Annotated in this window: 17 protein-coding genes; 8 read left to right on the top strand and 9 right to left on the bottom strand. The window is 65.8% G+C overall.

The window, feature by feature from the left end; genetic code table 11:
* Positions 1–11: 11 nt before the first annotated feature.
* Positions 12–3,404 carry a family 78 glycoside hydrolase catalytic domain gene (locus ARTSIC4J27_RS03705; RefSeq protein ID WP_050053862.1) on the top strand — a complete coding sequence of 1,131 codons (3,393 nt, stop codon included), beginning with the start codon at positions 12–14 and terminating at the stop codon, positions 3,402–3,404.
* An 81-nt stretch (positions 3,405–3,485) separates the two neighbouring features.
* Here the strand turns inward: ARTSIC4J27_RS03705 and ARTSIC4J27_RS03700 are convergent, their stop codons facing one another.
* The 5 genes from ARTSIC4J27_RS03700 to ARTSIC4J27_RS03680 form a co-directional block, all read right to left on the bottom strand.
* Positions 3,486–4,745: an MFS transporter gene (locus ARTSIC4J27_RS03700; RefSeq protein WP_050053861.1), complete on the bottom strand. Its 1,260-nt coding sequence runs from the start codon at positions 4,743–4,745 to the stop codon at positions 3,486–3,488.
* Positions 4,746–4,811: 66 nt separating this feature from the next.
* Positions 4,812–5,441, bottom strand: coding sequence for a hypothetical protein (locus ARTSIC4J27_RS03695; protein WP_050053860.1), 630 nt, complete (start codon positions 5,439–5,441; stop codon positions 4,812–4,814).
* A gap of 23 nt (positions 5,442–5,464) precedes the next feature.
* On the bottom strand, positions 5,465–6,382 hold the full coding sequence (locus ARTSIC4J27_RS03690) for a carbohydrate ABC transporter permease (RefSeq protein ID WP_050053859.1): 918 nt from the start codon (positions 6,380–6,382) through the stop codon (positions 5,465–5,467).
* Positions 6,379–7,332 carry a carbohydrate ABC transporter permease gene (locus tag ARTSIC4J27_RS03685; protein WP_050053858.1) on the bottom strand — a complete coding sequence of 318 codons (954 nt, stop codon included), beginning with the start codon at positions 7,330–7,332 and terminating at the stop codon, positions 6,379–6,381. Before ARTSIC4J27_RS03685 ends, ARTSIC4J27_RS03690 begins: the two co-directional genes overlap by 4 nt.
* A gap of 48 nt (positions 7,333–7,380) precedes the next feature.
* A complete protein-coding gene (locus tag ARTSIC4J27_RS03680) occupies positions 7,381–8,673 on the bottom strand; it encodes an ABC transporter substrate-binding protein (RefSeq protein ID WP_050053857.1) in 1,293 nt (430 codons plus the stop codon).
* Between the two features lie 176 nt (positions 8,674–8,849).
* Between ARTSIC4J27_RS03680 and ARTSIC4J27_RS03675 the strand changes: the two genes are divergently transcribed.
* Together ARTSIC4J27_RS03675 and ARTSIC4J27_RS03670 are read left to right on the top strand one after the other, a co-directional pair.
* The gene (locus tag ARTSIC4J27_RS03675) at positions 8,850–10,865 is read left to right on the top strand and encodes a beta-galactosidase (protein WP_050053856.1); all 2,016 of its coding nucleotides are present in this window, start codon (positions 8,850–8,852) and stop codon (positions 10,863–10,865) included.
* Between the two features lie 264 nt (positions 10,866–11,129).
* On the top strand, positions 11,130–13,331 hold the full coding sequence (locus ARTSIC4J27_RS03670; protein WP_050053855.1) for an HNH endonuclease signature motif containing protein: 2,202 nt from the start codon (positions 11,130–11,132) through the stop codon (positions 13,329–13,331).
* A gap of 269 nt (positions 13,332–13,600) precedes the next feature.
* Here the strand turns inward: ARTSIC4J27_RS03670 and ARTSIC4J27_RS03665 are convergent, their stop codons facing one another.
* The 3 genes from ARTSIC4J27_RS03665 to ARTSIC4J27_RS03655 form a co-directional block, all read right to left on the bottom strand.
* On the bottom strand, positions 13,601–14,968 hold the full coding sequence (locus ARTSIC4J27_RS03665; protein ID WP_050053854.1) for an ABC transporter substrate-binding protein: 1,368 nt from the start codon (positions 14,966–14,968) through the stop codon (positions 13,601–13,603).
* A 268-nt stretch (positions 14,969–15,236) separates the two neighbouring features.
* Positions 15,237–16,181 (bottom strand): carbohydrate ABC transporter permease, encoded by a 945-nt coding sequence (locus tag ARTSIC4J27_RS03660; RefSeq protein ID WP_050053853.1) that lies wholly within the window; start codon positions 16,179–16,181, stop codon positions 15,237–15,239.
* Positions 16,171–17,115, bottom strand: a complete 945-nt coding sequence (locus ARTSIC4J27_RS03655; RefSeq protein WP_050053852.1) for a carbohydrate ABC transporter permease — start codon at positions 17,113–17,115, stop codon at positions 16,171–16,173. Before ARTSIC4J27_RS03655 ends, ARTSIC4J27_RS03660 begins: the two co-directional genes overlap by 11 nt.
* Before the next feature lie 71 nt (positions 17,116–17,186).
* On the opposite strand from ARTSIC4J27_RS03655, the gene ARTSIC4J27_RS22715 reads away from it, so the two are divergent.
* The 5 genes from ARTSIC4J27_RS22715 (at position 17,187) to ARTSIC4J27_RS03635 (ending at position 23,235) form a co-directional block, all read left to right on the top strand.
* Positions 17,187–17,342 (top strand): hypothetical protein, encoded by a 156-nt coding sequence (locus ARTSIC4J27_RS22715; protein ID WP_161799534.1) that lies wholly within the window; start codon positions 17,187–17,189, stop codon positions 17,340–17,342.
* Positions 17,343–17,493: 151 nt separating this feature from the next.
* Positions 17,494–18,762: an ABC transporter substrate-binding protein gene (locus tag ARTSIC4J27_RS03650; protein WP_050053851.1), complete on the top strand. Its 1,269-nt coding sequence runs from the start codon at positions 17,494–17,496 to the stop codon at positions 18,760–18,762.
* A 92-nt stretch (positions 18,763–18,854) separates the two neighbouring features.
* On the top strand, positions 18,855–20,048 hold the full coding sequence (locus ARTSIC4J27_RS03645; protein ID WP_050053936.1) for an acetylxylan esterase: 1,194 nt from the start codon (positions 18,855–18,857) through the stop codon (positions 20,046–20,048).
* Entirely contained in the window at positions 20,045–22,105 is a 2,061-nt protein-coding gene (locus ARTSIC4J27_RS03640) for a DUF6807 family protein (RefSeq protein ID WP_083435296.1), read from the top strand. Before ARTSIC4J27_RS03645 ends, ARTSIC4J27_RS03640 begins: the two co-directional genes overlap by 4 nt.
* On the top strand, positions 22,102–23,235 hold the full coding sequence (locus ARTSIC4J27_RS03635) for a M24 family metallopeptidase (protein ID WP_050053850.1): 1,134 nt from the start codon (positions 22,102–22,104) through the stop codon (positions 23,233–23,235). The genes ARTSIC4J27_RS03640 and ARTSIC4J27_RS03635 overlap by 4 nt, the downstream gene beginning before the upstream one ends.
* Before the next feature lie 214 nt (positions 23,236–23,449).
* On the opposite strand, the gene ARTSIC4J27_RS03630 is transcribed toward ARTSIC4J27_RS03635, so the two are convergent.
* The gene (locus ARTSIC4J27_RS03630) at positions 23,450–24,901 is read right to left on the bottom strand and encodes an aldehyde dehydrogenase (NADP(+)) (protein WP_050053849.1); all 1,452 of its coding nucleotides are present in this window, start codon (positions 24,899–24,901) and stop codon (positions 23,450–23,452) included.
* Positions 24,902–24,935: the final 34 nt, after the last annotated feature.

Here is a 24,935-nt window from a genome sequence, read left to right as displayed (position 1 = left end):
CGGCGTCCCGGATGACCCGCCCGCCGGTAGCTGAGCAGCTGCCCGTCGTGACCGTATCCGGCCAGCTCCACGCCACGGGTTTCACCACGGACGGGCTGTCCCCCTGCCTGACGGCACGGCCCCGCCCAACCTTCAGCTGGCTGCTCGGGCAGTCCGAGGACGCCGATCCGTCGCGGGCCCGGCAGACCGGCTACGAGCTTGTGGTCGAGGACTGCGTTGGTGCGCTGTTGTGGAGCTCGGGGCAGGTTGCCTCGGCCCGCTTGTCCGCTGTGTTTGGGGGGCCGGCGCTCGACGACGATAGGGACTACGCCTGGCGGGTCCGCGTGTGGGATGCGGCGGGTATGCCGGGCGCCTGGTCGGAGCCCCAGAAGTTCAATACCGGCCTCACCGACGCCGGCTGGGATGCGGACTGGATCCACCGTGCTCCAGGCGGCCGCCCGCCTCTGGAGGTCCTGGACGGGGCGCTGCGCGTGGCCGGCACACCCATTCTCCCCGTCCCTTGCCTTCCCCTTCAACGCTTCCGGCTGGACGCCCGCCTCCGGCCCGTGATGGGCATGGCCGGGATCCTGCTCCGGACCACCGGCCCCGGAACGGGTTTGCTGCTGGAACTCAGTGCGGCCGGTGACGTAGTGCTGCGCCGGGCCGCCGACTGGGAGATTCCGGCCCTGTCTGTTCCCGCCACCGACGTCCTTGCCACCGCTCAGACTCCTGCCCGCGCCAGCCAGCCCCTGGCGGAGTGGCGGGACGTAACTGTCACCGACGACGGCGAGCAACTCACCGTAGATGTGGACGGCCACCGGCTCCTGGTTGTCAACGAGCCGTCGGTGCCGGGGATACCGGGACGTGTTGCCCTCCACCAGGCCCCCCGGAGCCAGGCCGAATACGCTTCCCTCAGGATCACCGACACCGCAGGCGGACATCCCGGGGAGCCCGTTCTGGACCATCAGTTCGATGCCGGCACGGAGCTAGCGCATGCCTACCGCGCCCACTGGACCGGCACCACGGCCCACCGCCAGCCTGATGAGTGGACGCTGTTCAGCACCACCATCACGCTCACTGGAACAGTTGCGAGGGCTCGTCTCTTTGTGGCGGCGCACCATCATGCCCAGCTTTCCCTGGGCGGGATTCCCTGCCTCAGCACCACGTCCTTCGGCTACCCCGGCGAAGGGTATTACGACGCCGCCGACGTCACCGGGCTGCTCGCCGGGTTCGCCCCGCTGCACACAGCCAAGCCCGCGAGACCAGCCAAACCAGCCAGACCATTCGAGCCAGCCAGGCCGGGCATGGCGCCCCAGGCAAACAGCAACGTGTCCCTCGCGGCGCTGCTCCACTGGTACGGTCCCGGCCAGGGCCGGGCCGCCGGGCTTCCCGGCCTGCTGGTCCGTCTCAGTGTTGACTACGCGGACGGGCGGCGGGAGGTTTTCGCCTCCGGCCCGCACTGGCAGGCGGCCGAGGCGCCGTACCGGCAGTCGGGCTACCGCAACGACGAGGGTGACCCCGTGGAGCACCTGGACGGACTGGCCGCGGCTGCCCTGCCCGCCGTCGAACAACTGCCCCCGGCACTGAGCTACCGCGCCCACCCCTGCCCCGAATTCCCGGGCGTGCACCCGCGCCGGACCCTGCTTGCGGAAGAGTTTATGGCCCCGCAGGCATTCTTGACGGCCGACGACGGAACATTGGTGGCAGACTTCGGCCAGGTCATTCCCGGCCGGCCGGAGGTGGACTTCCTGGACGGCGTTCCCGGCCGCACCGTGATGATCCGGGCCGGATACGTCCTGCGGGCGGACGGCAGGGTGGACGCCGGCAAGACGGCCAGCCAGAACACGGACATGTCCTTCCCTTTCACCCAGTCGGTGGGGCCGCAGCAGTACCGGGCCTCGGTGCACCTGGGCTTCCGGTACCTCGAACTGCCGGCCGTCGAGGCCGGCGACCTGTCCCGGGTAGGGGCAGTGGTGGTGCACGGCCGGCATCCGGCCGAAGGACGCTTCAGCAGCTCCGATGACACCCTCAACGCCGTGTTCCAGCTGCTGCGGGACTCCGCGCTATACGGTGTGCAGGAGCAGTTCGTGGATACGCCCACCCGGGAGAAAGGCCAGTTCCTGGCGGACGCCGTCAACATTTCCTACGCCACCATGTCCCTCTTCGGCGAGCACGCGTACACGGCACAGGCGCTGCGGGAATTCGGCTGGTCGGCGGGCCGCTACTGGACCAGCAATGAAGAGAAAGGCCGCTATAACGCGGTTTATCCCAACGGCGACGGCAAGCGCGACATCCCGGATTTCTCCCTCATGATCCCGGAGTGGGCCGAGGAGTACTGCCAGCGCACCGGAGACCTGGCGCTGGTCACCGAACTGCTGCCGCACCTCTGCGATACTGCGGACTACGCCTTGCGGCACATCCCGGCTGACGGTCCGACGGCGGGTCTGGTCACCACACTCGGCGGCGGCTCCGGCCCCTACCTCCACGGCATCGTTGACTGGCCGGCCCCCGGCCGCTTCGGTTACGACATGGGATGCGCCGCCAAAACCACCGTCAACGCGCAGGCGTATTCGGCACTGATGTCCACGGCGCGCCTCTGTGCCGCTGCCGGGCGCGAGCAAGCCGCCGTCCACTATGCACGGCATGCCCGCGAACTGGCCGCAGCCATCAGTACCCGCCTCCGTGTGGACGGGGTGATGGTGGACGGGTTGCGTGCAGACGGGACCCCCAGCACCCACGCCTCCCAGCACGCCACCTCGTTCCCGCTTTCCCTGGGCATCACGGAGCCGGAGCATGCCGGGTCCGACGCCCGCAGGATCGCTTCCATGGGCATGCGGCAGGGGCCCATGACGGTACACCGCCTGGTCCGCGCGCTGCTCTCCCAAGGCCACACTGACGCTGTCCTGGACCTCCTCACCAGCAAGGACCAGCCCGGGTGGGCGCAGCTCCTGGAGCGGGGCGCCACCTTCACGTGGGAGGCATGGGACCTGGTGGACGGGACCGACTACAGCCAGTCCCACGCCTGGTCCGCATCCGTGGTCAAGGAGATCCTGGAGCACCTGCTGGGCGTGCGGTACGCCTCCGCCGGCGGTTCCGAACTGGTCATTGAACCGCCGCTGTGCCGCTTGGAACACGCGCGCGGCGCCGTGCCCGTGGGCAGCGGCAGTGCGGAGGTCGGCTGGAACCGGAGCGGCGACCAGCTGAAGCTTGAGTGCGCTGTGCCCGCCGGCATCACGGCGGTGGTCAGGCTGCCCGCCGGCACTTACGGGATCCAGGGCCCGACGGCGGGACCCGCCGTCGAACGTTCCGCTCCGGAAAGTGCCGCTACAGCCGGCGCGGATCGCGATGGCGGCACCGCCGGCAGCGGGGTGAAGGTGGAATTCCGCATCCACACGGGAACCTGGACCTTCACACCCGGCGGCTGATTCCCCGCTTAGTCCCAACCAAGTAGCACATAGCTTGTAACGAGACTTGCTGCTACCTGGTTGGGGTGGGCCAGGGCGTTTCTAGTCCCGTTGTTTCCGGGCGTTCCGCCACAGCAGCAGGCCAATGACCGCGGCGGACAGCATTCCCAGCGCGCCGGTGGCCACCAGCCCCAGCCGCACCCCGAACTGCTCCGTCAACCAGCCGGCCAGCAGGCCTCCCATGGCGTGTCCGCCCAGCAGGAGCGGCAGGTACAGGGCCATCACCCTGCCGCGGATTTCCGGCCCTGCCTCGAGCTGGACGGCAGTGGCCGCGCTGGTCAGGAACAGCAGGGTCATCAGGCCCACCACCACCAGCATCACGGTGAAGAGAACGAGGTTTGGCATCAGGGCAGCAACCAGCTGGGCGAGCCCGAAGAGGCCGGCGGCCAGGACGATTCCCTTCCGGCCCAGGCTCCGCAGGCGGGCGGCCAAAAGCGCACCGGCCAGGGCACCAACCGCACTGACCGTGTTGAACAGGCCGAACCCTTCAACCCCGTTGTGCCACACGCGTTCGGCAAAGGCGGCGAGCACCACGGGCCCGTTCATTCCGAACATCCCCAGCAGCCCTGCCAGCGCGATGATCAGCAGCAGCGAGGGGCGTTCCTTGACGTACCGGAAACCGGCCAGGAGCTGGCCCCTCCCCCGCTCCGCCGGGGTACTTTGATGCAACTCCGCGGGGCGGATGGCGGCGATCAAGCACAGGACCAGCACGCAGAGCAGGGAGTTGGCGGCGAACGCCGCTGCTGATCCCGCCTGGGCAATGACGGCCCCGGCCAGCGCCGGTCCTGCCATGGCACCCAGCTGGCCGATGGCGTTATTGAGTCCGATGGCAGGCCGGAGGGCGGCGTCGCCCACCACTTCATTAACGAACACCTGGCTGGCGGGCTGGTTGATGGCTGACGTTATCCCGAGCGCCACGCAGCTGGCGTAGACGGCCCAGACGGTGATGGTCCCGCTCGCTGCCCACGCGGCCAGACCCATGGCGAGGAGTGCGATAACGCCCTGGCACACGAGCATGATGCGGCGCTTGGGAAAGAGGTCCACCAGCAGGCCGCTGAGCGGGCCCACCACCAGCATCGGCAGGAATTGCAGGGCAACAGCCACACCCACCGCGGCGGGACTGCCGGTCAGCTGAAGCACCAGCCAGTCCTGGGCCAGGCGCTGCATCCACACACCCACACTGCCCGTGAACACCAGAGCCAGGAAGAGCCGGTAGTTGCGCTGGGTCAGGGGCTGGTACCACGGGGGCTGGTTCTGCGCGGGACGGAGGGACTGCTCGGAACGCTGGCGGTCGGAAGACACGTCGGACTCAACTCGATAGTGACGGACAGAACCAGGCGTACCTGGTGCGCTTCAGATGGTGGTGCTTCAGGCGCGGTGGGAGCGCAGTTTGACGGCTGCCGCGGCCAGGATCAGGGTGCCGGGGACCACCACGAACAGTGCAGCGAGCATCCAGACGAACACCACTGCCCCGAAGAGCGCGGCAACCAGCAGGAGGGATCCCGTCCAGTCCCGGACGGACACGGCCTGCCCGGATTCGAGAGCGGAGCGCCAGGCACTCCGGCCGTCAGTGTGGGGGCCCGCGAAGCCGGACCAGGCCGCTGAGGTGCGCAGGAGCAGGACGGCGCCTGCGGCGGCAAGGATCAGGGTGGCCGGCAGCACCACTTCCCGGCCGGGCAGCTGCCCCACCCATGCGAGCAAAAGGTTAAGGACAATCACGACGGCGGCTGCCGCCGTCGTGATTCCCAGCTTCCAGCTGCCCGGCAGGGCAGCCTTGAACGTGCTCCAGAGGCTGCGGACGGAGTCGTCCCGGCCGGAAAGGTGCCGTTCCAGATGGGCGATCCCCGCCGCATAGGCGGCGGGGATCGTGACGAGCGGAATGGACAGCACCAGTACCAGCACGCCGGCCAGGAGGGTCTCGGAGAACAGTGCGAAGCGGTTGACCGGGACGGGTTCGTGGTGGTTCGGTGCGGGTGTGGTGCTGTCCATGACGCTCATTTTAAGTATCGGTCTTCCGGTTCTTAGCCTTTGAGGCCCTGGGTGGAGACGCCTTCGACGATGTAGCGCTGGAACACGAGGAAGAAGATCAGTACCGGCAGCAGGGCCAGGACGGACATGGCGATCATGGCGCCGTAGTCCGAGCTTTGGGTCTGGTCCACGAAGAGGCGCAGGGCCAGCGGCAGCGGGTACTTTTCGGGGGTGTTCAGGTAGAGCAGCGGGCCCAGGAAGTCGTTCCAGCTCCAGATGAAGGAGAAGATCGAGGTGGAGATCAGGGCCGGCTTCATCAGCGGCAGCATGATGGAGGTGAAGATCCGGACGTGCCCGGCGCCGTCGATCCTTGCTGCCTCGTCCAGCTCACCGGGCAGGTTGCGCATGAACTGGACCATCAGGAAGACGAAGAACGCGTCGGCGGCGAGGAACTTGCCGATCAGCAGCGGCACGTAGGTGTCCACCAGGCCAAGCTGCTGGAACACGATGTACTGCGGGATGATCACCACGTGGAACGGCAGGAGCAGGGTGGCGATCATCATGCCGAAGAAGATGCTCCGGCCGGGGAACTTGATCCTGGCGAACGCGTACGCGGACACGGACGCCGAGAGGATGGTGCCCACTACCGCACCAATCGCGAGGATCAGCGAGTTGGTGAAGAACTGCAGGGTGGAGACCCCGCCGATGCCCTCCATTGCGGTGACGAAGTTGTCGAAGCTGAAGTTGTTGGACCACAGCGACGTGTTCGCGCCGCCGATTTCGGCGTTCGGCTTGAAGGACGAGGCGATCATCCACAGGCCCGGGTAGAGGACCACGGCCGTGAGCGCGAGGGCCACGATGTGGAAGAGCGTGCTCTTGGCGCGCTTGGTCCCGGCCGATTCGGACTTGGGGTTGTAGTGCGGCACCTGTGCGTCCGGCGTGGACTGGGTGGGGGTTGCCATGGTTGTCATTTTGCATCACCGCTGTAGTGGACCCAGGACTTGGAGGTGCGGAAGAAGATCAGGGTAATGATGCCCACCACGATCACCAGGAGCCAGGCCATCGCCGAGGCGTAGCCCATCCGGAAGTCGCTGAAGCCGCGCAGGTACAGGTAGAGGGTGTAGAAGAGGGTGGAGCCGGCCGGGCCGCCTTCACCGTTGGAGATGATGTAGGCCGAGGCGAAGATCTGGAACGCGTGGATGGTTTCCATCAGCAGGTTGAAGAAGATCACCGGGGAGAGCATGGGCCAGGTGATGTTGAAGAATTTCCGCACCGGGCCGGCACCGTCCATGGACGCCGCCTCGTAAAGGTCCGCCGGGATTTGCTTCAGGCCGGCCAGGAAGATCACCATCGGGGCGCCGAACTGCCACACCGTCAGGAGGATGAACATCGGCATGGTCATGGAGGGGTTGCCCACCCAGCCGCCCAGGTTGATCCCGAAGAAGGACAGGCCCTGGTCCACCGGACCGGAATCGCCGAACATGGCCTTCCAGACGATCGCGATGGACACGGACGCGCCGATCAGGGACGGGGCGTAGAAGGCGGAGCGGTAGAAACCCTGGCCGCGGCGCTTGCTGTTCAACAGCATGGCCACCGCCAGTGCCGCGGCGAGCTTGAGCGGGGTACCGAAAACCACGTAGCCCACGGTCACACCTACCGACTGCAGGAACCGTTCGTCCTGGAAGAGGGTGGTGTAGTTGTCCAGGCCGATCCATTTGGGCGGATCGAAGAGGTTGTAGTTGGTGAAGGACAGGTACAGCGAGGAAATCATGGGCCCGACAGTGAGGGCGATGAATCCCAGCAGCCAAGGCAGCAGGAAGGTGTAGCCGGCACGGGCGTCCGCCCCGCGCTGCTTCGACTTGCGAAGCTGCGCGGGTGCGGACGACGCCGAACGCCTGCTCAGTGTTGGGCTTTGAGTCACGAGTTCATTCCGTCAGTTGTGGACGTCTTGGTCAGACAGTCTGCCTGATCAGGCGTTCTGCTTGATGAGGTCTTCGGCTTCCTTGAACCATGCGTCGGCTGCGCCGTCGATGGTCAGTTTGCCGTAGTTCAGGTCGGAGGAGACGCGCTTGAAGGAAGCTTCGAGGGTGCCGAAGCCGACGATGGGCGGCTCGGGAGCGTCCTTGAGGTACTTCTCGATGGACTTCTCGTAGTCCACCACGAGCTTGTCCGTACCTTCGAAGGTGGTGCCGTCACGCTGGGTCTTGGAAGCAGGAACGCCGCGGGAGGTCTTGAAGATCTGGCCTACCTCGGGGTCGTTGACCATGAAGTCGATGAAGCGGGCTGCAGCGTCCTTGTACTTGGTCTTGGCGCTGGCCACCATCAGCATGGACGGCTTGAGGAACAGGCCCAGGTTGTCCGGGTCATCCGACGGGACCGGAACGAGCTTGAGTTCCTTCGCGCCGCTGTCGCCGAGGTAGCCGGCCATGAAGTTGTCCCAGGTGACCTCGGTGGCGGTGACGTTGGAGCCGAACGGGGACTTGGGGGCGAGCTGGGTGACGCGCTCTTCGGAGACGATGGCGGGAGTGCCGCGCAGGCCGGCGGTGGTGTTCCACCATTTCTTCATGTCGTCCTTGGTGAAGCCGAGCTTGCCGTCTTCAGTGAACGCTTCGATGTTGTTCTGCCGCAGCCAGATGTTGAACATCCACCACACGCCGGTGTAGTCGGTGGAGCCGAAGAGCGCTCCGTTGCTCTTGCCGCCCACCTCGGTGAGGAAGTCGTTGAATTCCTTGTAGGTCCACGAACCGTCCGGCTCGGCGATGCCCAGGGATGCCAGCTTGGCCGGGTCGTAGTAGACGGCGAAAGCGTTGGTGCTGGTGGGGATGCCGTAGGTCTTGCCCTTGATCTGGCCCGAGGGCAGCAGGGACTTTTCAAAGGCGTCGGTGTTGATCTTCACGGTGCCGAGGTCCAGGAGCTGGTTGCGCTGGCCGTAATCGCGCAGGTAGGACAGGTCCCACTGCATAACGTCCGGCAGGCCGCCGCCGGCTGCCTCGGTGGCACGCTTCTGCCAGTAGCCGGCGAAGTCGGTGAAGTTGCCGTTGACCTTGACGTCCGGGTTCTTCGATTCGAACAGGGCAATGGCCTTGCGGGTACGCTCGGCGCGGTCATCGTTGCCCCACCAGGTGTAGTTGATGGTGACTGGCTTCTCCGCGGTGCCGGTTTCCCCTCCCGAGGAGCTGGAGCCAGTTCCGCAAGCCGCCAGTGCCGCGGCAGATGCGGTGCCGACGGCTACGGTGGTGAGGAAATGCCTTCTGTTGATCATGGGAGCCTCCTTGCTCGATGTGTGCAATCCCTCCGCCCAAACTACAACGTGAGTAGTGAGCTGGCTTACACGGCTTCTGAAACGATACAATATAGGCATTCCCGGAAATGGGCAAGCGTTTTCCAAAGATCTGATTTTCGCGCCGGTTCCATCTTCCCAGCAGACAAAGGAGTCCCATGAATTTGCAGGAAACCTCCAGCCCGGCCAGCGTCTGGAACAACATCGAAGGCATCGCCTACGGTGGCGACTACAACCCGGAGCAGTGGCCCGTCAGTGTCCGGCTTGAGGACCTGGAGCTGATGAAGGAAGCGGGTGTGAGCTTCCTCAGCGTGGGTATCTTCTCCTGGGCGTTGCTGGAGCCGGCCGAGGGCACGTACGACTTTGGCTGGCTGGACGAGGTGATGGACAACCTCGCGGGCATCGGCGTCAAGGTTGCCCTCGCCACTGCCACCGCCGCTCCCCCGGCGTGGCTGGTACGGAAGCATCCGGAGATCCTGCCGGTCACGGCTGACGGAACCGTGCTGGGACCGGGGTCGCGGCGGCACTACTCGCCGTCGTCGGCCGTTTACCGCCGCTACGCCACTGGCATCACGCGGGTGCTCGCGGAACGTTACAAGGACCACCCGGCCCTGGCACTCTGGCACGTTGACAACGAACTGGGCTGCCACGTCTCCGAGTTCTATGGCGAAGAGGATGCCGCCGCTTTCCGGGCCTGGCTGGAGCGCCGGTACGGGAGCATTGATGCGCTCAATGCTTCCTGGGGCACTGCATTCTGGTCCCAGAATTATGGTTCGTTCGAAGAGATCCTGCCGCCCGCCGTCGCCCCGTCCACGCTGAACCCGGGCCAGCAGCTGGACTTCCAGCGCTTCAACTCCTGGTCGCTGATGGACTATTACCGGGAGCTCGTTGCCGTCCTGCGCGAAGTAACTCCCGGCGTGCCATGCACCACGAACCTGATGGCATCCAGCGCCACAAAGTCCATGGACTACTTCGACTGGGCCAAGGACCTGGACGTCATCGCGAACGACCACTACCTGGTGGCCGCGGACCCTGAGCGGCAGATCGAACTCGCGTTCAGCGCGGACCTCACGCGCGGCATTGCGGGCGGCGACCCATGGATCCTGATGGAACATTCGACGTCGGCCGTCAACTGGCAGCCGCGCAACCAGCCCAAAATGCCCGGCGAGATGCTGCGCAACTCGCTGGCGCACGTGGCCCGCGGCGCCGATGCTGTCATGTTCTTCCAGTGGCGCCAAAGCTTCGCCGGGTCCGAGAAGTTCCACTCGGCCATGGTGCCGCACGGCGGGCGGGACACCCGGGTGTGGCGCGAGGTGGTTGACCTGGGTTCGGCCTTGAAGCGGTTGGCCCCGGTGCGCGGCTCACGCGTGGAGTCGCGGGTTGCCATCGTGTTCGATTACGAGGCCTGGTGGGCGAGCGAGATCGATTCCAAGCCGAGCATCGACGTGAAGTACCTGGACCTGCTGCGGGCCTTTCACCGGTCGCTGTTCCTGCGGGGAGTGTCCGTGGATATGGTGCATCCGTCGGCGTCGCTGGAGGGGTATGACCTCGTCCTGGTATGCACCCTGTACTCGGTGACTGATGATGCTGCGGCCAACATTGCCGCGGCCGCCTCCGCCGGCGCCACAGTGCTGGTGAGCTACTTCAGCGGGATTACGGACGAGAAGGACCATGTGCGGCTGGGCGGCTACCCGGGCGCGTTCCAGGAACTGCTGGGCGTGCGGGTGGAGGAATTCCACCCTCTGCTGGCGGGCACCCAGCTGAAGCTGAGCGACGCCACGGTGTCGTCGATTTGGAGCGAGCACGTCCACCTTGCCGGCGCGGAAGCCGTGCAGACCTTTACGGAGTATCCGCTTGAGGGCGTTCCGTCGCTGACCCGGCGTGCGGTGGGTTCCGGTGCAGCCTGGTACCTGGCTTCGTTCCCGGACCGGGACGGTATCGAGTCTGTCGTTGACCGGCTGTTGGAAGAGTCCGGTGTTGCGCCCGTTGCGGTTGCCGATCCTGGCGTGGAACTGACGCGCCGCCGTTCCGACGACGGCCGCGCCTTCCTTTTCGCGATCAACCACTCGCGGTCTTCCGGGTCGGTCCAGGCTTCCGGTGTTGACCTGGTCTCCGGTGAGCGGTTTGACGGTACGGTTCCTGCCGGCGGTGTTGTGGTGGTTTCGGAGGACTGATCCGCTTCGGTTATCCACATACTTCAGTTATCCACATAGGAGCGTTGGCACTCAGGTTTTGCCGGCGCCGTTTGGCAGAGTTGACCTATGGAGGCCATTGGGGATCAGCTCGCAGAGTTCGACGGCTCCGCCGCCGCGCCTGCGCTGGTTCCCGATGGTTCCTTAGGCGCTGATGCTGCGCCTCAACCCGGGGTGACGTCTCACGCTTCTCGGTTTGCTGCCCTTGGCGGCAGTTTTGTCAGACCCCCACACGAGAATGGGGTTATGGAAGCCATTGGGGAGCGGCCTGAGTACTACGGCGGTAACGTCGTGGTGCTCGGGCGGGCGGGGGCTGCTACCCCTGCTGCCCCTTCGGGCCTCAGGGTTCCCGTAGTGGACAGTTCCGGTTCTCTCCCGGGCTCATACGCGTACGACGACGGGTCCCGGCTGAGTCCCGGCTGGCGCCTGCACGCTGTGCCCACCGGGGCTGCCGAGCCCACGGTCGCTGATGCCAAATCAGCAGGGTCGGCAGCAGGGTCCACAACAGGGCCCGCGGATGCTGATGCCGAACCAACCGCCTTCGCAGAGGCTGAATCCCAACCAGCGGTGCCACAGCAGGCTGATTCCGCAGTCGCCGCGCCGTCGCTGGCTGATGCCGAGTCAGCGGTGCCCGTAACAGGGCCCGGGGCGGCAGATTCCCTCCGTGCCGCGGAGCCGCTGGGTCTGGCGGAGCTCGGCAGGCTCGTGGCGCAAGCCGCTGCTGCCGCGCCGTCGATACTTGCCGGGGCCAGCTATGTTGAAGCCGCCAAATACGCCGCTGGAGTGGAGGACCTCTCCCGGACTGTGGAGTACCTGCAGGTCCTGTCCGCCGGGACCGTGGACCGAACCCGCACCCAAGCCATCGCCGCCGCGGACACCGCACGCGCCAACCGGTCCCGCACCGGCAAGGGCTGGGTCACCGGCTGGGACAACGGCGTCGAAACCCTCAACGAAACAGACACCAACTGGCCCGGCCCATCTACAGCCCGGGACGCCGGGAACGATGCCGCAACAGGGACCGTCGGGCGGGGCCGGGACCGGGTGATCACGTCACCGGCCGATGACGGCTGCGCCAACACCGGCGAGTCCCTCCGGCTCCTGCTGCGGATCGGCAAAAGCGAAGCCAACCGCCGCCTGGCCCTGGCAAAAGACATCCTGCCCGCCAGCACCCTCACCGGCGACACCATCCCCGCGCCCCGCCAACACCTCGCCGCCGCCCTCACCCCCACACCCACCAGCACCAGCGCCAGCACCGGCGCGGGCACTCCCAACACCGAAGCCAGCACCGGTCCGGAAGACGGCACTGGCACCGGGGACAGCACCGGCAGCGAAGAGCCCGCGGGCACCGACAACCGAGTGCAGGGCACAGCCGCTGCTTGCCCGGCGGTCTCGTCCCGGGCCGGGACCATCATCGCCCTGACCCTGAACCGGCTCCAGCACCTCACCACACCCGCGAAACTGGCCCTGATCGAAGAAAACCTCACCGCCACCGCGGCCACATCAGACCCCGACTTCCTCGCGCGCGTCGCCCGCCGCTGGGCCGACACCATCGACGCCGACGGCACCGAACCCAGCGAAGAAGCCCTCCGCCACACCCAAGGCGCGTTCATCCGCAAACCCCGCCACGGCCTGCACCACCTCGAAATCTTCGCCACCACCGACCAATACGAACACCTCCTCACCGTCATGAACACCGCCACCAACCCCCGCACCACCACAACCAACACCAGCAGTGGCAGTAGCGGCGATCAGGACGGAAACACTCAGGACAGGATCTGGAACGAGAACAACACCGGCCCAGACCTGGACCGGCGCACCCGGCCACAAAAACAACTCGAAGGACTCGTCGGCGCCGCCAAGATTGCCCTGGCCACCAACACCCTGCCCGCCACCGGCGGCAACCGCCCCCAAATCATCGCCACCATCAACTACCAAGACCTCTTCCCCCACCACACCCCCACAAACACCGACCCCGGCACTACCACAGGCACTGCCACAGGCACCGGCACGGGGAACCTCGTGTTCACCGGCCCCGTCGCCGCCGCAACCCTGCGCAAACTCGCCTGCGACGCCGACATCATCCCCGCACTCCTGGGCACCCACGGCGAACTCCTGGACCTCGGCCGCAAAACCCGGCTCTTCACCCCAGCCCAACGCACCGCCCTCACCGCCCGCGACCAAGGCTGCGCCTTCCCCAACTGCACCATCCCCGCACCCTGGTGCGAAGCCCACCACATCACCTACGGGTCCCACCACGGCACCACCAACACCAACAACGGCGTCCTGCTCTGCAGCGGCCACCACCACCTCATCCACAAAGAACAATGGACCATCACCACCCCCAACAACACCCCCTGGTTCACACCCCCAAAACACCTCGACCCCCACCAAAAACCCCAACAAAACACCTACTTCAAACCACCCCCACCACCAACACCCCGCGAATGAACCACGTATGCCCACCAAACCAGCGGACACCCCGCACCGCAGCGCTGCGGCCGGCCCCGTTACTGACCCCACGGCCTCCTTCTGTCACCGAGCATTATTGGGGTTAGCTGCCTAGAAAATTTGCTTCAAGGAGCAGAAGGCTTAAACAGCTCCGTCCCGGGAGGAACCGAAAGGTTCCCGCCGGGACGGAGCTGCCACCCGCCGTCGGACATTCTGGGCGGAGGAGGCGTCCACCCAAGTTGTCCAGAGCCGTGTTGGCGGTGTGAAGACTAACTGCTGATCGCGGACTTCATCTCGTCGTGCGCCTTCTTGCCTGCTTCCTCAGTGGACAGACGCTCGAAGAGAACCTCGGAGGTGTAGCGCTTGATGATTTCCTGGATGGCGCCTGCGCCCTTCGGCGGCGGGGCCGGGGCCTCACCGAGCTCGTCCTTGATCTGGTCGATAAACTTGACCACCTTGACGTCGGACGGTGTCAGCTTGGATTCGATGGCTGCACGGACTTCCGAGTTGGGGTAGACGCCACGGTCGGCCAGGAGGGCCTCGCCGGCCTTGACGTTGTTGGCCAGGAAGTTGATGAACTTGGCGGTTTCCTCAGGGTGCTTGGTGCGTGAGGAGGCCGACCAGAACTGGGATGCCTTGTACCAAAGCCCGGCGTCATCGGCCGAGCCGGTCTTGGTGGGGAACCGAAGGATCTTCAGGTCGCCACCGGAGGCCTTTTCCAGGGCAGGAGCCTGGTTGGACCACCAGAAAGCCATGCCGTTCTTGCCGGTGGCAAGGCCGCTCTGGTCCAGCGGTGCGGCTTCGGCCTCTACTACCTCGGACGCGGACGGAACCGCCTTCTTCTCGCTGAGCTCCTTCAGGAACGCCCACCACTGAGCGATGTCACTTGGCTCAAAGCCCAGCTTGCCGTCAGAGGTGTAAAGGGACTTGCCGTTCTGGCGGAGCCATACACCCAGGGACGCTTCGTCGGTTCCGTAGGCAGCCGCACCGTAGGTGCCCTTCGGGGACTTTGCCGTGATTTCAGCGGCGATGCGCTCGAAGTCCTGCCAGGTCCATTTGGAGTCGTCGGGCAGCGGGACGCCGGCGGCTTCGAAGACCTTGGGGTTGGCCAGGATGGTGGCGGCATTGATACCGGCTGCAATACCCGTCAGGCCGTCCTCGCCCTTGCCGGCATTGAGTGCCGCTTCGTCGAGCTTCGACGTGTCGATCTCGTACTTGGAGAGGTCAAGGAGGGCACCCCGGCTGGAGTATTCAGTGATGTACTTTTCGTCCATTTGGATGATGTCCGGCGCATCGTTTGCGGCGACCTGGGTGGCCAGCTTGTCCCAGTAGCCGCTCCAGTCGCCGAATTCCGGCTTGATCTTGATGTTGGGGTTCTCGGCTTCGAACTCCTTGATGGCTTCCTGGGTCAGCTGGGCCCGCTTATCGCCGCCCCACCAGGAGAACCGCAGTTCAACGGGACCGTCGGCGCTTTGCTGGCCTGATCCCCCGCCGCAGGCGCTGAGGCTCAATGCCATAACGACGGCGGCCGCGGCTGCTGCGACGCCAGTCTTGCGGAAGGGGCGGCGTGCACCCTGGGATGGTGTGGCTGCCGGCTGCTTGCTGGCAGCAGAGGCAGAGCGGGAAAAAAGCGGCACTGGTACTCCGATCTTCTTTGATCATGTTGCTGGGGGTGCGATGGAGGGAAGGAAGTCGAAATTCACTATAGAGCAGAAACCGGAAAGCGTTTTCTGATTCTAATGCTACAAGTCGACAACTTGTAATACAAGATGTTTTTTCAAAGTCTTCCGCGAGCAGAAACGGCCCGTCGGTTTGACGGGCCGTTTCATTGGCGGGACTGTCGGTTCAGCAGGCCGCCAGGCCTGAGAAGCCTTAGCCGGAAGCCTCAGTTGGACGAGCTTGAGGCTATTTGATGCCGGTGGTGGCGATGCCCTTGATCAGGAACCGCTGGCCGAAAAGGAAGACCAGGAACACGGGCAGGAGCGAGACGATGGACATGGCGAACAGCGATCCCCAGCTCGTGGCGGACTGGGAGTCCACAAAGGCCCGCAGGGCTACTGGAACGGTGAACATATCCGGGTCCGTCAGGTAGATGAGGGCGCCGAAGAAATCGTTCCAGGTCCAGATGAACGTGAAGATGGTGGTAGTGGCCAGTGCCGGAACCATCAGGGGCAGGATGACCCGCAGGAAGATTCTGGGGTGGCCGGCGCCGTCAATCCTGGCGGCCTCGTCCAGTTCGCGGGGAATGCCGCGGATGAACTGCACCATCAGGAAGACGAAGAACGCATCCGTGGCCAGCAGCTTGGGAACCAGCAGCGGCCAGAAGGTGTTCACCCAGCCGATCTGCGAGAACAGGATGTACTGCGGAACGATGACCACGTGGAACGGCAGCATGATGGTCAGGAGCATGATGCCGAAGAACAGCTTCTTGCCGGTGAACTGCAGCCGGGCGAAGGCGTAGGCGGCCATCGAGCAGGAGATCAGGTTGCCCAGGATGGAGCCAATGACCACGATGGCCGAGTTGAGCATGTAATGCCCGAAGGGGTGGGTCAGGGCGGACCAGCCGGAGGTGTAGTTGCCCATCTCCAGGCTGTTCAGCCACAGGCCGGGCTCGCGGAAGATCAGCTCGTTGGGCCGCAGCGAGGACACCACCATCCACAGCAGCGGGTAGATCATCAGGCCGCCGGCCAGGATCAGGATCGCGTGCTTGATGAGGGCTTTGGTGCGCTGCGAGCGGCTGAAAGCCAGGGTGCCGCGGGACTCCCGGACTTTGGGCTTGCGGTGGGTCGTAGGCTTGCCGGCGCCGGCTGACTTCTTGTCCGGGGCGGGCAGCTCAAGCTTAGTCGTCATAGAAAACCCAATACTTAGAAGCGATGAAGTTGATGGCGGTGAAGACGCCGATGATCAGCAGCAGGACCCATGCCATGGCGGAGGCGTAGCCCATGTCGAACTGGCCGAAACCCTTTTGGTACAGGTACAGGGTGAAGAACATCGTGGAGTCCGAGGGCCCGCCGTTGCCACCGGAGACGATGAACGCCTGGGTGAACGACTGGAACGAGCCGATGATCTGCAGGACCAGGTTGAAGAAGATGATCGGGCTCAACATCGGCATGGTGATCCGCCAGAACTGCTGCAGCGTGGTGGCGCCATCAACCTTGGCGGCCTCGTAGTACATGTTCGGGATCTGGCGCAGGCCTGCCAGGAAGATGATCATCGGCGCGCCGAAGGTCCAGACGTGCAGCAGAATGATCGAACCAAGCGCCGTGCTGGGGTCCGAAATCCAGCCCGGGCCCTGGATGCCGAACATCGCCAGGACCTGGTTGACCAGGCCGGTGGTGCCGAAGATCTGCTTCCACAGAATGGCCACAGCCACGGATCCGCCGAGCAGGGAGGGCAGGTAGAACACCGACCGGTAGAACGGCAGCCCGCGAAGCCCCTTGTCCAGGACGAGGGCGATCAGCAGTGCCACGGCGAGCTGGAGCGGGACACCGATGAACACGTAGGTGAAGGTCACGCCCAGCGAGTTGTGCAGGCGGGCATCGGAGAGCATCCGGGTGAAGTTCTCCAGCCCCGTCCATTCCGGCGGCTGCAGCAGGTTGTAGTCCGTGAAGGACAGGTAGAGGGACATCAGCATGGGGCCGATGGTGATGGCCACCAGGCCAACCAGCCACGGCAGCAGGAAGATGTAGGCGGCCTTGTTGTCCCGGCCGTTCGCTTTCTTCTCCTCGGCGGTGGCTTTACCCTTCCGCCGGGAGAACGAGCTCAGTTCACTGATGGCGCTCACTGCGGCAACCCCGTTCCGGTCAAGCGCGCCGCTGCAGCCGGCATTCCTGCCGGGCGCGGTGCCCTGGGTATGTGTTTAGCGGCCATGTGGTCTCCTTTGGTCATCGTGGCCTCCACGTTATGGTCATCGCCGGAGCGATCATGGACGCCCACCTGTTCGCGCTTCCCTACGAGGGTGGCATCGGATCGGCGATCGTCCCGCGCGCCACCTGCGGGTGGTGCGGATGAAAAGCGGCTCCGTACCAAAGTAAACGGTTTCTTGACTCTTGTATAGCCCTTTGTTAGTTTTTGAGAAAGCGTTTTCTGTAGCGGGCGTCACATCACCCGTATTACTAAGACAAGGGGCAGGACAATGCGGTTTGGTCTCAAAAAGTCGTCCATGGCAGCAGCCGGAGCATCAGCAGTTCTGGCGCTGGTCCTCACTGGCTGCGGCAGCAGTCCGCAAGCCGGAAAGGTAGGCACGGTCGAAGATCCGGTCACCATCCGCTTCGCCTGGTGGGGCAACGACTCCCGTGCCAAAACCACCCTGGAGGTCATCAAGGATTTTGAGGCCGCCAACCCCACCATCAAGGTGCAGGGCGAAAACACCGAATTCAGTTCCTACTGGGACAAGATGGCCACCCAGATTGCCGGCGGCACCACACCCGATGTCTTCGCCATGAGCGGCGCCTACCCCAGCGAATACGCCACCCGCGGCGTCCTGCTGGACCTGGACAAGGTCAAGGACCAGATCGATACCTCCAAGTTTGCCGCCGGGACCGTGGACCTCGGCAAAATCGAGGACAAGCAGTACACCATCACGGCCGGCGTTAATGCCATGTCCATGGTGATCGACCCGAAAGTCTTCGAAGCCGCCGGGGTGGAACTGCCGGACGATGAAACCTGGACCTGGGATGACTATGCGGACATCGCCGCCGAGATCACCAGGAAGTCGCCGGCCGGAACGTTCGGCACAACTCCCATGGCCAATGACTCTTTCCTGGCCGTTTGGGCCCGCCAGAATGGTGAGGACCTCTATACCGACGATGGCAAGAAGCTGGGCATCAGCGAGGACACCGCCACCAAATGGTTCGAGCTGAACAAGAAGCTGATGGAAACCGGCGGTGCGCCCTCAGCATCCCAGACGGTTGAGGACGGCTCCGCCCAGCCCGAGATGACACTCATGGGCCAGGGCAAGCAGGGCATGAAGATCTCCTGGAGCAACCAGATGAACTCCTACTCCGGTTCACCGCTGGTCATGATGAAGCTGCCCGGCGAAAGCAAGCAGCCGGGATCATGGCTGCGCTCCTCCATGGAATACGCCATCTCCTCCAAGTCCGCACACCCCAAGGAAGCAGCCCTGTTCATCAACTACCTGGTGAACAACGTTGACGCCGCCACCAAGATCAAGAGCGACCGGGGCATGCCCGCCAACACCGAGCTCAAGGCCGCCATCACTCCCCTCCTGAAGGAATCCCAGCAAAAGGAAGCCGAGTACCTGGACCGCCTGGCCGAGATGGACATCGAGCCGCCGCTGCCGTTCCCCGCCGGATCGTCTGCCACCATGGAGGTCCTCAACCGGTTCAATACGGACGTATTGTTCGGAAAAATCTCCCCGCGTGATGCCGCCAAGGGCTTCATCCAAGAGGTCAACTCGAACCTTGGCTAGTCCCTGGTCCGTCCCCCGCCGCCAACAGCAATGACCACATCAACCCAGGAGGCAGGCCAGTGAACCGCAATACCGGCCTGAGCCGTGACGCCATGCCAAGTAATGATGGTCAGTCCTGCCCGGCCTCCCGGCCGCCACGGCCCAGCGCCATCGCCGGCTACGAGGACTGGCCCAAGTACGTCCAGGAGCACCCCCGGTACCAGGCCGCGAGCGCGGCAGCCCAGCAACTGGCCGACGCCCTCGGCGTACCCGGTGCGCTGCCGTCATCTGAGGTGACGGTCCAGTGGGAGGACACGCACGACGGCGTCACTACCTCCCAGCTCAGCTGGCAGCTGGGCTTCGGTCCCCGTACCACTGGCTGGCTGATCCGCCCGGCCGGCGCCGCTGGTCCCCTGCCCGGGGTCCTGGCCCTGCACTGCCACGGGGGCAACAAGTTCGGCGGCGCGGACCGGCTGGTGGAACTCCCCGAGTCCCATCCCTCGGCCCAAACGGCGCGTGCCGGCCACTATGACGGCCAGGCCCTCGCCACGAACATCGCACGGCGCGGATTCGCTGTCCTGGCTCACGACACCTTCGCCTGGGGCAGCCGCCGCTTCAACCTTGGCGTCCCGCCCTGGCGGACGGCTTCGGCTCTCAAGGCGAGGCAGGCGCAATGGCGGGAGGACGGCGTCGTGCCTTCCGACGCCGACCTGTACAACGCCGCCGCCGGATTCCACGAGGACACTGTGGCCAAGACCGCCGGCCTGCTGGGCACCAGCCTGGCCGGCATGGTGGCCCACGACGACCTCGCGGCCCTGGACGTCCTCGCCGGGCTGCCGGGCGTGGACCAGGACAGGCTGGGCTGCATCGGATTCTCCGGCGGCGGCGGCCGCTCCCTGGCCCTCGCCGCACTGAATCCCAGGATCCGGAGCTATGTAGTGACCTGCATGATGACCACCTTCCAGTCGCTCCTTCCCGCCCACTTGGACGCACATTCGTGGCTGCTCCAAACTCCGGGCCTGTGGCGCCTGGGCGACTGGCCGGAGCTGACCGCAAGGTCGGCGGCCAGCCGGCTGCTGGTGCAGTACGCCCTGGCTGACGAACTCTTCCCCGAAGACGGCATGCGCGAGGCCCACGCCATCCTCCAGTCACTGCACCCGCATGGAACCTATACCGGAAGCTTCTGGCCCGGCGGGCATGTGTTCACCTCCCGGATGCAGGAGGAAGCCCTCGAGTTCCTTACCGCCACCCTTCACGGGCAATCCACCTTTCAATCCGCCTCCAGCTTTCAAGGACCATCTTCATGACGCAACCCTCCGCCACAGCGGAAAGCAGGCCTCACGCCTCCGGGGACAACCCGGCCTCCGCTGACCCCGCAGCTGTTCCACGCTTAGCCCTGGTAGGTGTCCACGGCTTCGGTGAACGGCACCTGGCCAACCTGGCACGGCTCGAGGAAGCCGGCGCCGTCGAGCTCGTCGCCGTGGCAGACCCCAACCCGCCCGCGCCAGGACGGCTGGCGGAGTCGGTGGCCGTGTTCGATGATCTGGCACAGCTACTGGCAGCGGACCCGGGCGTCGACGTGGTCATTCTTGCCACCCCCATCCAGACCCATGCTCCCCTGGCCCTCGCCGCTTTGTCTGCCGGCAAGGACGTCTATGTGGAAAAACCGCCCGTGGCGTCCCTCGCCCAGTTTGAACAGCTGCTGGCAGCGGCTGAAACCGCAGGGCGGCGGGTCCAGGTCGGCTTCCAAAGCCTCGGCTCCCACGCGCTGCCCGCCATCCGGAACCTGGTGGACTCCGGCGCCATCGGTGACGTCCTCGGGCTGAGCGCCAGGGGCGAATGGCTGCGGAGCAAGTCCTACTTCAAGCGCTCGCGCTGGGCCGGGAAGCGCAGCCTGGACGGCATCGACGTGGTGGACGGCGTGGCAACCAACGCCCTGGCACACGCGGTAGCCACGGCGCTCCACATGGCCGGGGCCCACACGGTCGCGGATGTCCAGTCCGTGGAGACCGACCTATACCGGGCCCACGCTACCGAAAGCGATGACACCTCCATCCTGCGCGTGCGCACCGCCAGCGGCACCACGCTGCTCTGCGGCCTGACGCTGTGCGCGCCTGAGCAGCAGAAACCGTCCGTGACAGTGCACGGCACACTGGGCGAGATCACGCTGTACTACACCGAGGACGAGGTGGTTATCAGCACCACCGACGGCGAACGCCGCGAAACCTTCGGCCGCACCGACCTCCTGGAAAACCTGCTGGACGCCCGTTCCACCGGCGCGCCGCTGCTGTGTTCGCTCGCTGACACCGGTGCCTTCACCACGGTCCTGGAAGCCATCCGCACCGCACCCGCACCCCAGCAAATCAGCCCGGACCACATCACCTGGGAAGGCGACGGCGACGACGCGCATCCGGTGGTGCACGGAATCGGGCCTCTGCTCGAACGCGCGGCCAAAGCGCAGGCCACGTTCGCCGAACTTGGAGTGCCGTGGGCCCGGAAGCTGCCGCCGGTCCGCACCTTGACGCTCGACGGCCACGACGTCGGGGAGTACCAGGACGGCAGCAGGATCCGCGCGGTGTCTTCGCCGCGGCCCTACCTCCACCCGGTCCGCACCCTTGCCGGAACCGTCGTTACGGATCACCAACCGCTGGACCACGTGTGGCACCTCGGTGTCGGGGTGGCCCTGCAGGACGTGGACGGCATCAATTTCTGGGGCGGCCGCACCTACACCCGTGAGGCAGGACAGTACGTCTGGCGCCCGGACCACGGCAGCATCACGGCCACCTCTGTGGAGGAGACCGCTGCCGGCCACCACGGCGGCCGGCTGCACGAAACATTGAACTGGAACGGGCCCGACGGCACCGCGGTCCTGGTTGAGGAACGCACCTGGGCCTGGTCCGGCGTCGTCTCCTCCGCCTGGCAGCTGTCCCTCGACTTTGCCCTCTCCCCCGCCGGCGGAAAGCCGGTGAGCCTGGGCAGTCCCGGCTCCAACGGACGGCATGAAGGCGGCTACGGCGGCTTCTTCTGGCGGCTGCCCGAGTGCGATGGAGCCAGGGTGTGGACGCCCGCCGCTCAAGGCGAATCCGGCGTGCACGGTTCAGTGGCCCCTTGGCTCGCCTGGGCCGGAGAGTTCGGAGCCGGCAGCGCCACGCTCGTTTTTGTGGCCGCGGAGGGTTGCACCGATCCCTGGTTCGTCCGCGTGGCCGGCTACCCGGGCGTGGGCCAGTCACTTGCGTGGGACACTCCGGTCATCGCCCGGCCGGGCAGCCCCGTCCAACGCAGCATCACCGTTTTTGTGGCCGACGGAATCCTGGGCACAGCAGACATCGAAGCATTGATCAACCGGCAGGGGAACCGTTCATGAGCCAGACAACAACTGAAACCACACCTTTTGCGGGCAGGGCTGCCCCGGCATCCTCGGAAGACCGCGCCGTCAAACGGCGTCGGGTCCTGGACATCCTCGATGCAAAGGGCCGGGATTCGCTGCTGCTGACCACCAACACGGCCCTGACCTGGTACCTGGACGGCAGCCGGGTGCACATTAGCCTGGCCGGGGATCCCATCGCCGCCCTGTTGGTGGACCGCGATGGCGACCACCTCGTCACCTTCAACAACGAAGCCGGCCGTATCGCTGCCGAGGAACTGCCCGCCGGCGTCGCCATGCACACCGTGCCCTGGTACGGCAACCTGCACGAGGCAGCTGCCGCCGTCGGAAGTGCTGGAAGTGGCGCTGCTGGAGCCGGCACGGCACCGCTGGCCGAAGGGGACGTAGCTGCCGAGCTGCGCGCCGCCCGCCAGCAACTGCTCCCGGCCGAGAGCGCGCGCTATGCCCGCCTCAGCGCCGAGGTCGCCGGGATGATGACGGACGTGCTCTCGTCTGCCCGCCCGGAGACCACCGAGTTCGAGCTGGTTTCCGCTCTGGCGGCCCGCATTGTCGCGGCCAGCGCAGAGCCGCTGGTCCTGCTCTGCAACGGCAGCAGCCGCAGCGAATTCCGGCACCCGCTGGCCACGCACTCACCGGTTGGCCGCCGCGCCATGGCAGTGGTGTGTGCCCGCAGGGACGGCATGGTCGCCAACATTACCCGCTGGGTAAGGTTCGACGGCGGCACAGCGGAAGAGCGCGACGCCGAGGCACGCATCGCAGCAGTCGAGGCCGACATCTTCGACGCCACCGTCCCCGGCGCCCGGCTGGACCGGATCTTCGCCGAGATCAAGGCGGCCTACGCCCGGCATGGCTTCGGCTCCGATCAATGGGAGCTGCACCACCAAGGCGGTCCGGCAGGCTACGCGGGTCGCGATCCCCGCGTCACCGCATCCGCCACGGACACTGTGGTCCTGGACCAGGCTTTCACCTGGAACCCGTCCGGACCGGGCGTCAAGATCGAGGACACGGTCCAGCTCACCGCGTCTGGCCTGCAGGTCCTGACCGTCGATCCGCGGTGGCCCTCGACGACGGTCAATGGCCTCCAGCGGCCGGCCACGCTCCAGCTCTAATCAAACGCTCTCTCACTTAATGCGCTGAAAAGCGAAACGCTCTCTCAGTTAATGGGCCAAAACGCGAAACGCTCTCTCAGTCGTAGCCGGTCACCGGCAATCGACTGAGAGAGCGTTTCGTATAAACCAACATCAACTGATAGAGCGTTGGGCCCAACCCCACATCAACTGATAGAGCGTTGGGTTTATAGCCACATCAAGTGAGAGAGGGTTGCTAGGGGAGGATGAGTTCACCGTTCACGCGGCGCGGTATGCGCAGCGGATTGCTTTCGTGCAGGGCCGGGTGCAGGACTGACTCGGGCGCGTCCTGGTAGGCGACCGGGCGCTGGAACCGGCGGACCGCCGTGGCACCCACCGAGGTGAAGAGCGAGGTGGTGGCCGGGTAGGGCCCGCCATGCTGCTGGGCCCAGTTGACGGCGACGCCGGTGGGCCAGCCATCAAAGAGGACGCGGCCGGCGAGTTCGGACAACTGCTCCACCAGCGCCGAGATGTCCTCCCCCGGCTGGGCGTGCACCGTGGCGGTGAGGCTGCCCGGGACCTTGGCGAGGACCGCGGACAATTCCTCCCGGTCCGTGTATTCGATCAGCATGGTGGTGGGGCCGAAACACTCCTCGAGCAACTGCCCAGGGTTCTCCAGCACCTTGGCGGCCGTGGTGGAGAAGACCACCGGGGCTGCGCCGTTGGCCACCGCATCCTGGTCCACGCTGCCGCTGACCACGTCCACGCCCTGCACGGACGCGAAGCTGCGCAGGCCGCCAGGGTAGGCCTCAGCGATCCTGCTGGTGAGCATGCCCAGAGCGGGCTTGTCCTTGCTGGCCTCCGCCACTTGCGCGGCGAAATCCGTCCCGGCCGGGATGAAGACCAGCCCGGGCTTGGTGCAGAACTGCCCGGCGCCCAGGGTGAAGGATCCCGCCAGCCCCTCGGCAAGCCGGGCCGAACGTTCCGCCAGTGCCGCCTCGGTGACCACCACCGGGTTCAGGCTGCCCAGTTCGCCGTAGAAAGGGATGGGCTCGGGACGGGACGTGGCGAGGTCGAACAGGGCACGGCCGCCGGGGATGGAGCCGGTGAAGCCCACCGCTTTGATGGCCGGATCCTGCACCAGGGCTGTTCCCACCTCACGGCCGGTCACCAGGGCGAAGATTCCTTCCGGCGCACCCGCGGCACGGAGGGCCTCAGCCACAATTTCGGCGGTCCGCTCCGAGAGGCGCAGGTGGCCGGAGTGGGCTTTGACGATCACGGAGCAGCCCACGGCCAGCGCCGAGGCGGTGTCGCCGCCGGCCACGGAGAAGGCGAACGGGAAGTTCGATGCCGAGAACACGGCCACCGGTCCGATGGGACGCAGGATGCGGCGCAGGTCCGGCGTGGGCGGGGTGGCGTTCGGGTTCGCGTGGTCGATCACTGCTTCCAGGTACGAGCCCTCGGTGATCACCCGGGCGAACAGGCGCAGCTGGCCGCTGGTGCGTGCCACTTCGCCGGTGAGGCGGGTGGTGCCCAGGCTGGTCTCGGAATCGGCAATCTCCACCAGTTCGGCGGCGTTGGCGTCCAGAGCGTCGGCGACGGCAGTGAGCCAGGCGGCGCGCTGGGCATCGGAGGCAGCCGCCGAGATTTTGGCAGCCTCCGTGGCCGCGGCCGTGAGCTCGGACAAGGAAAGGGTTGCAGTTGTCACGTCAGTTACCTGTTCTGTGGATGTGCGTTCTTCG

The organism is Pseudarthrobacter siccitolerans (assembly GCF_001046895.1).
Taxonomy (GTDB): Bacteria; Actinomycetota; Actinomycetes; order Actinomycetales; family Micrococcaceae; genus Arthrobacter; species Arthrobacter siccitolerans.
This window is presented reverse-complemented; position numbering and strand designations above follow the sequence as displayed.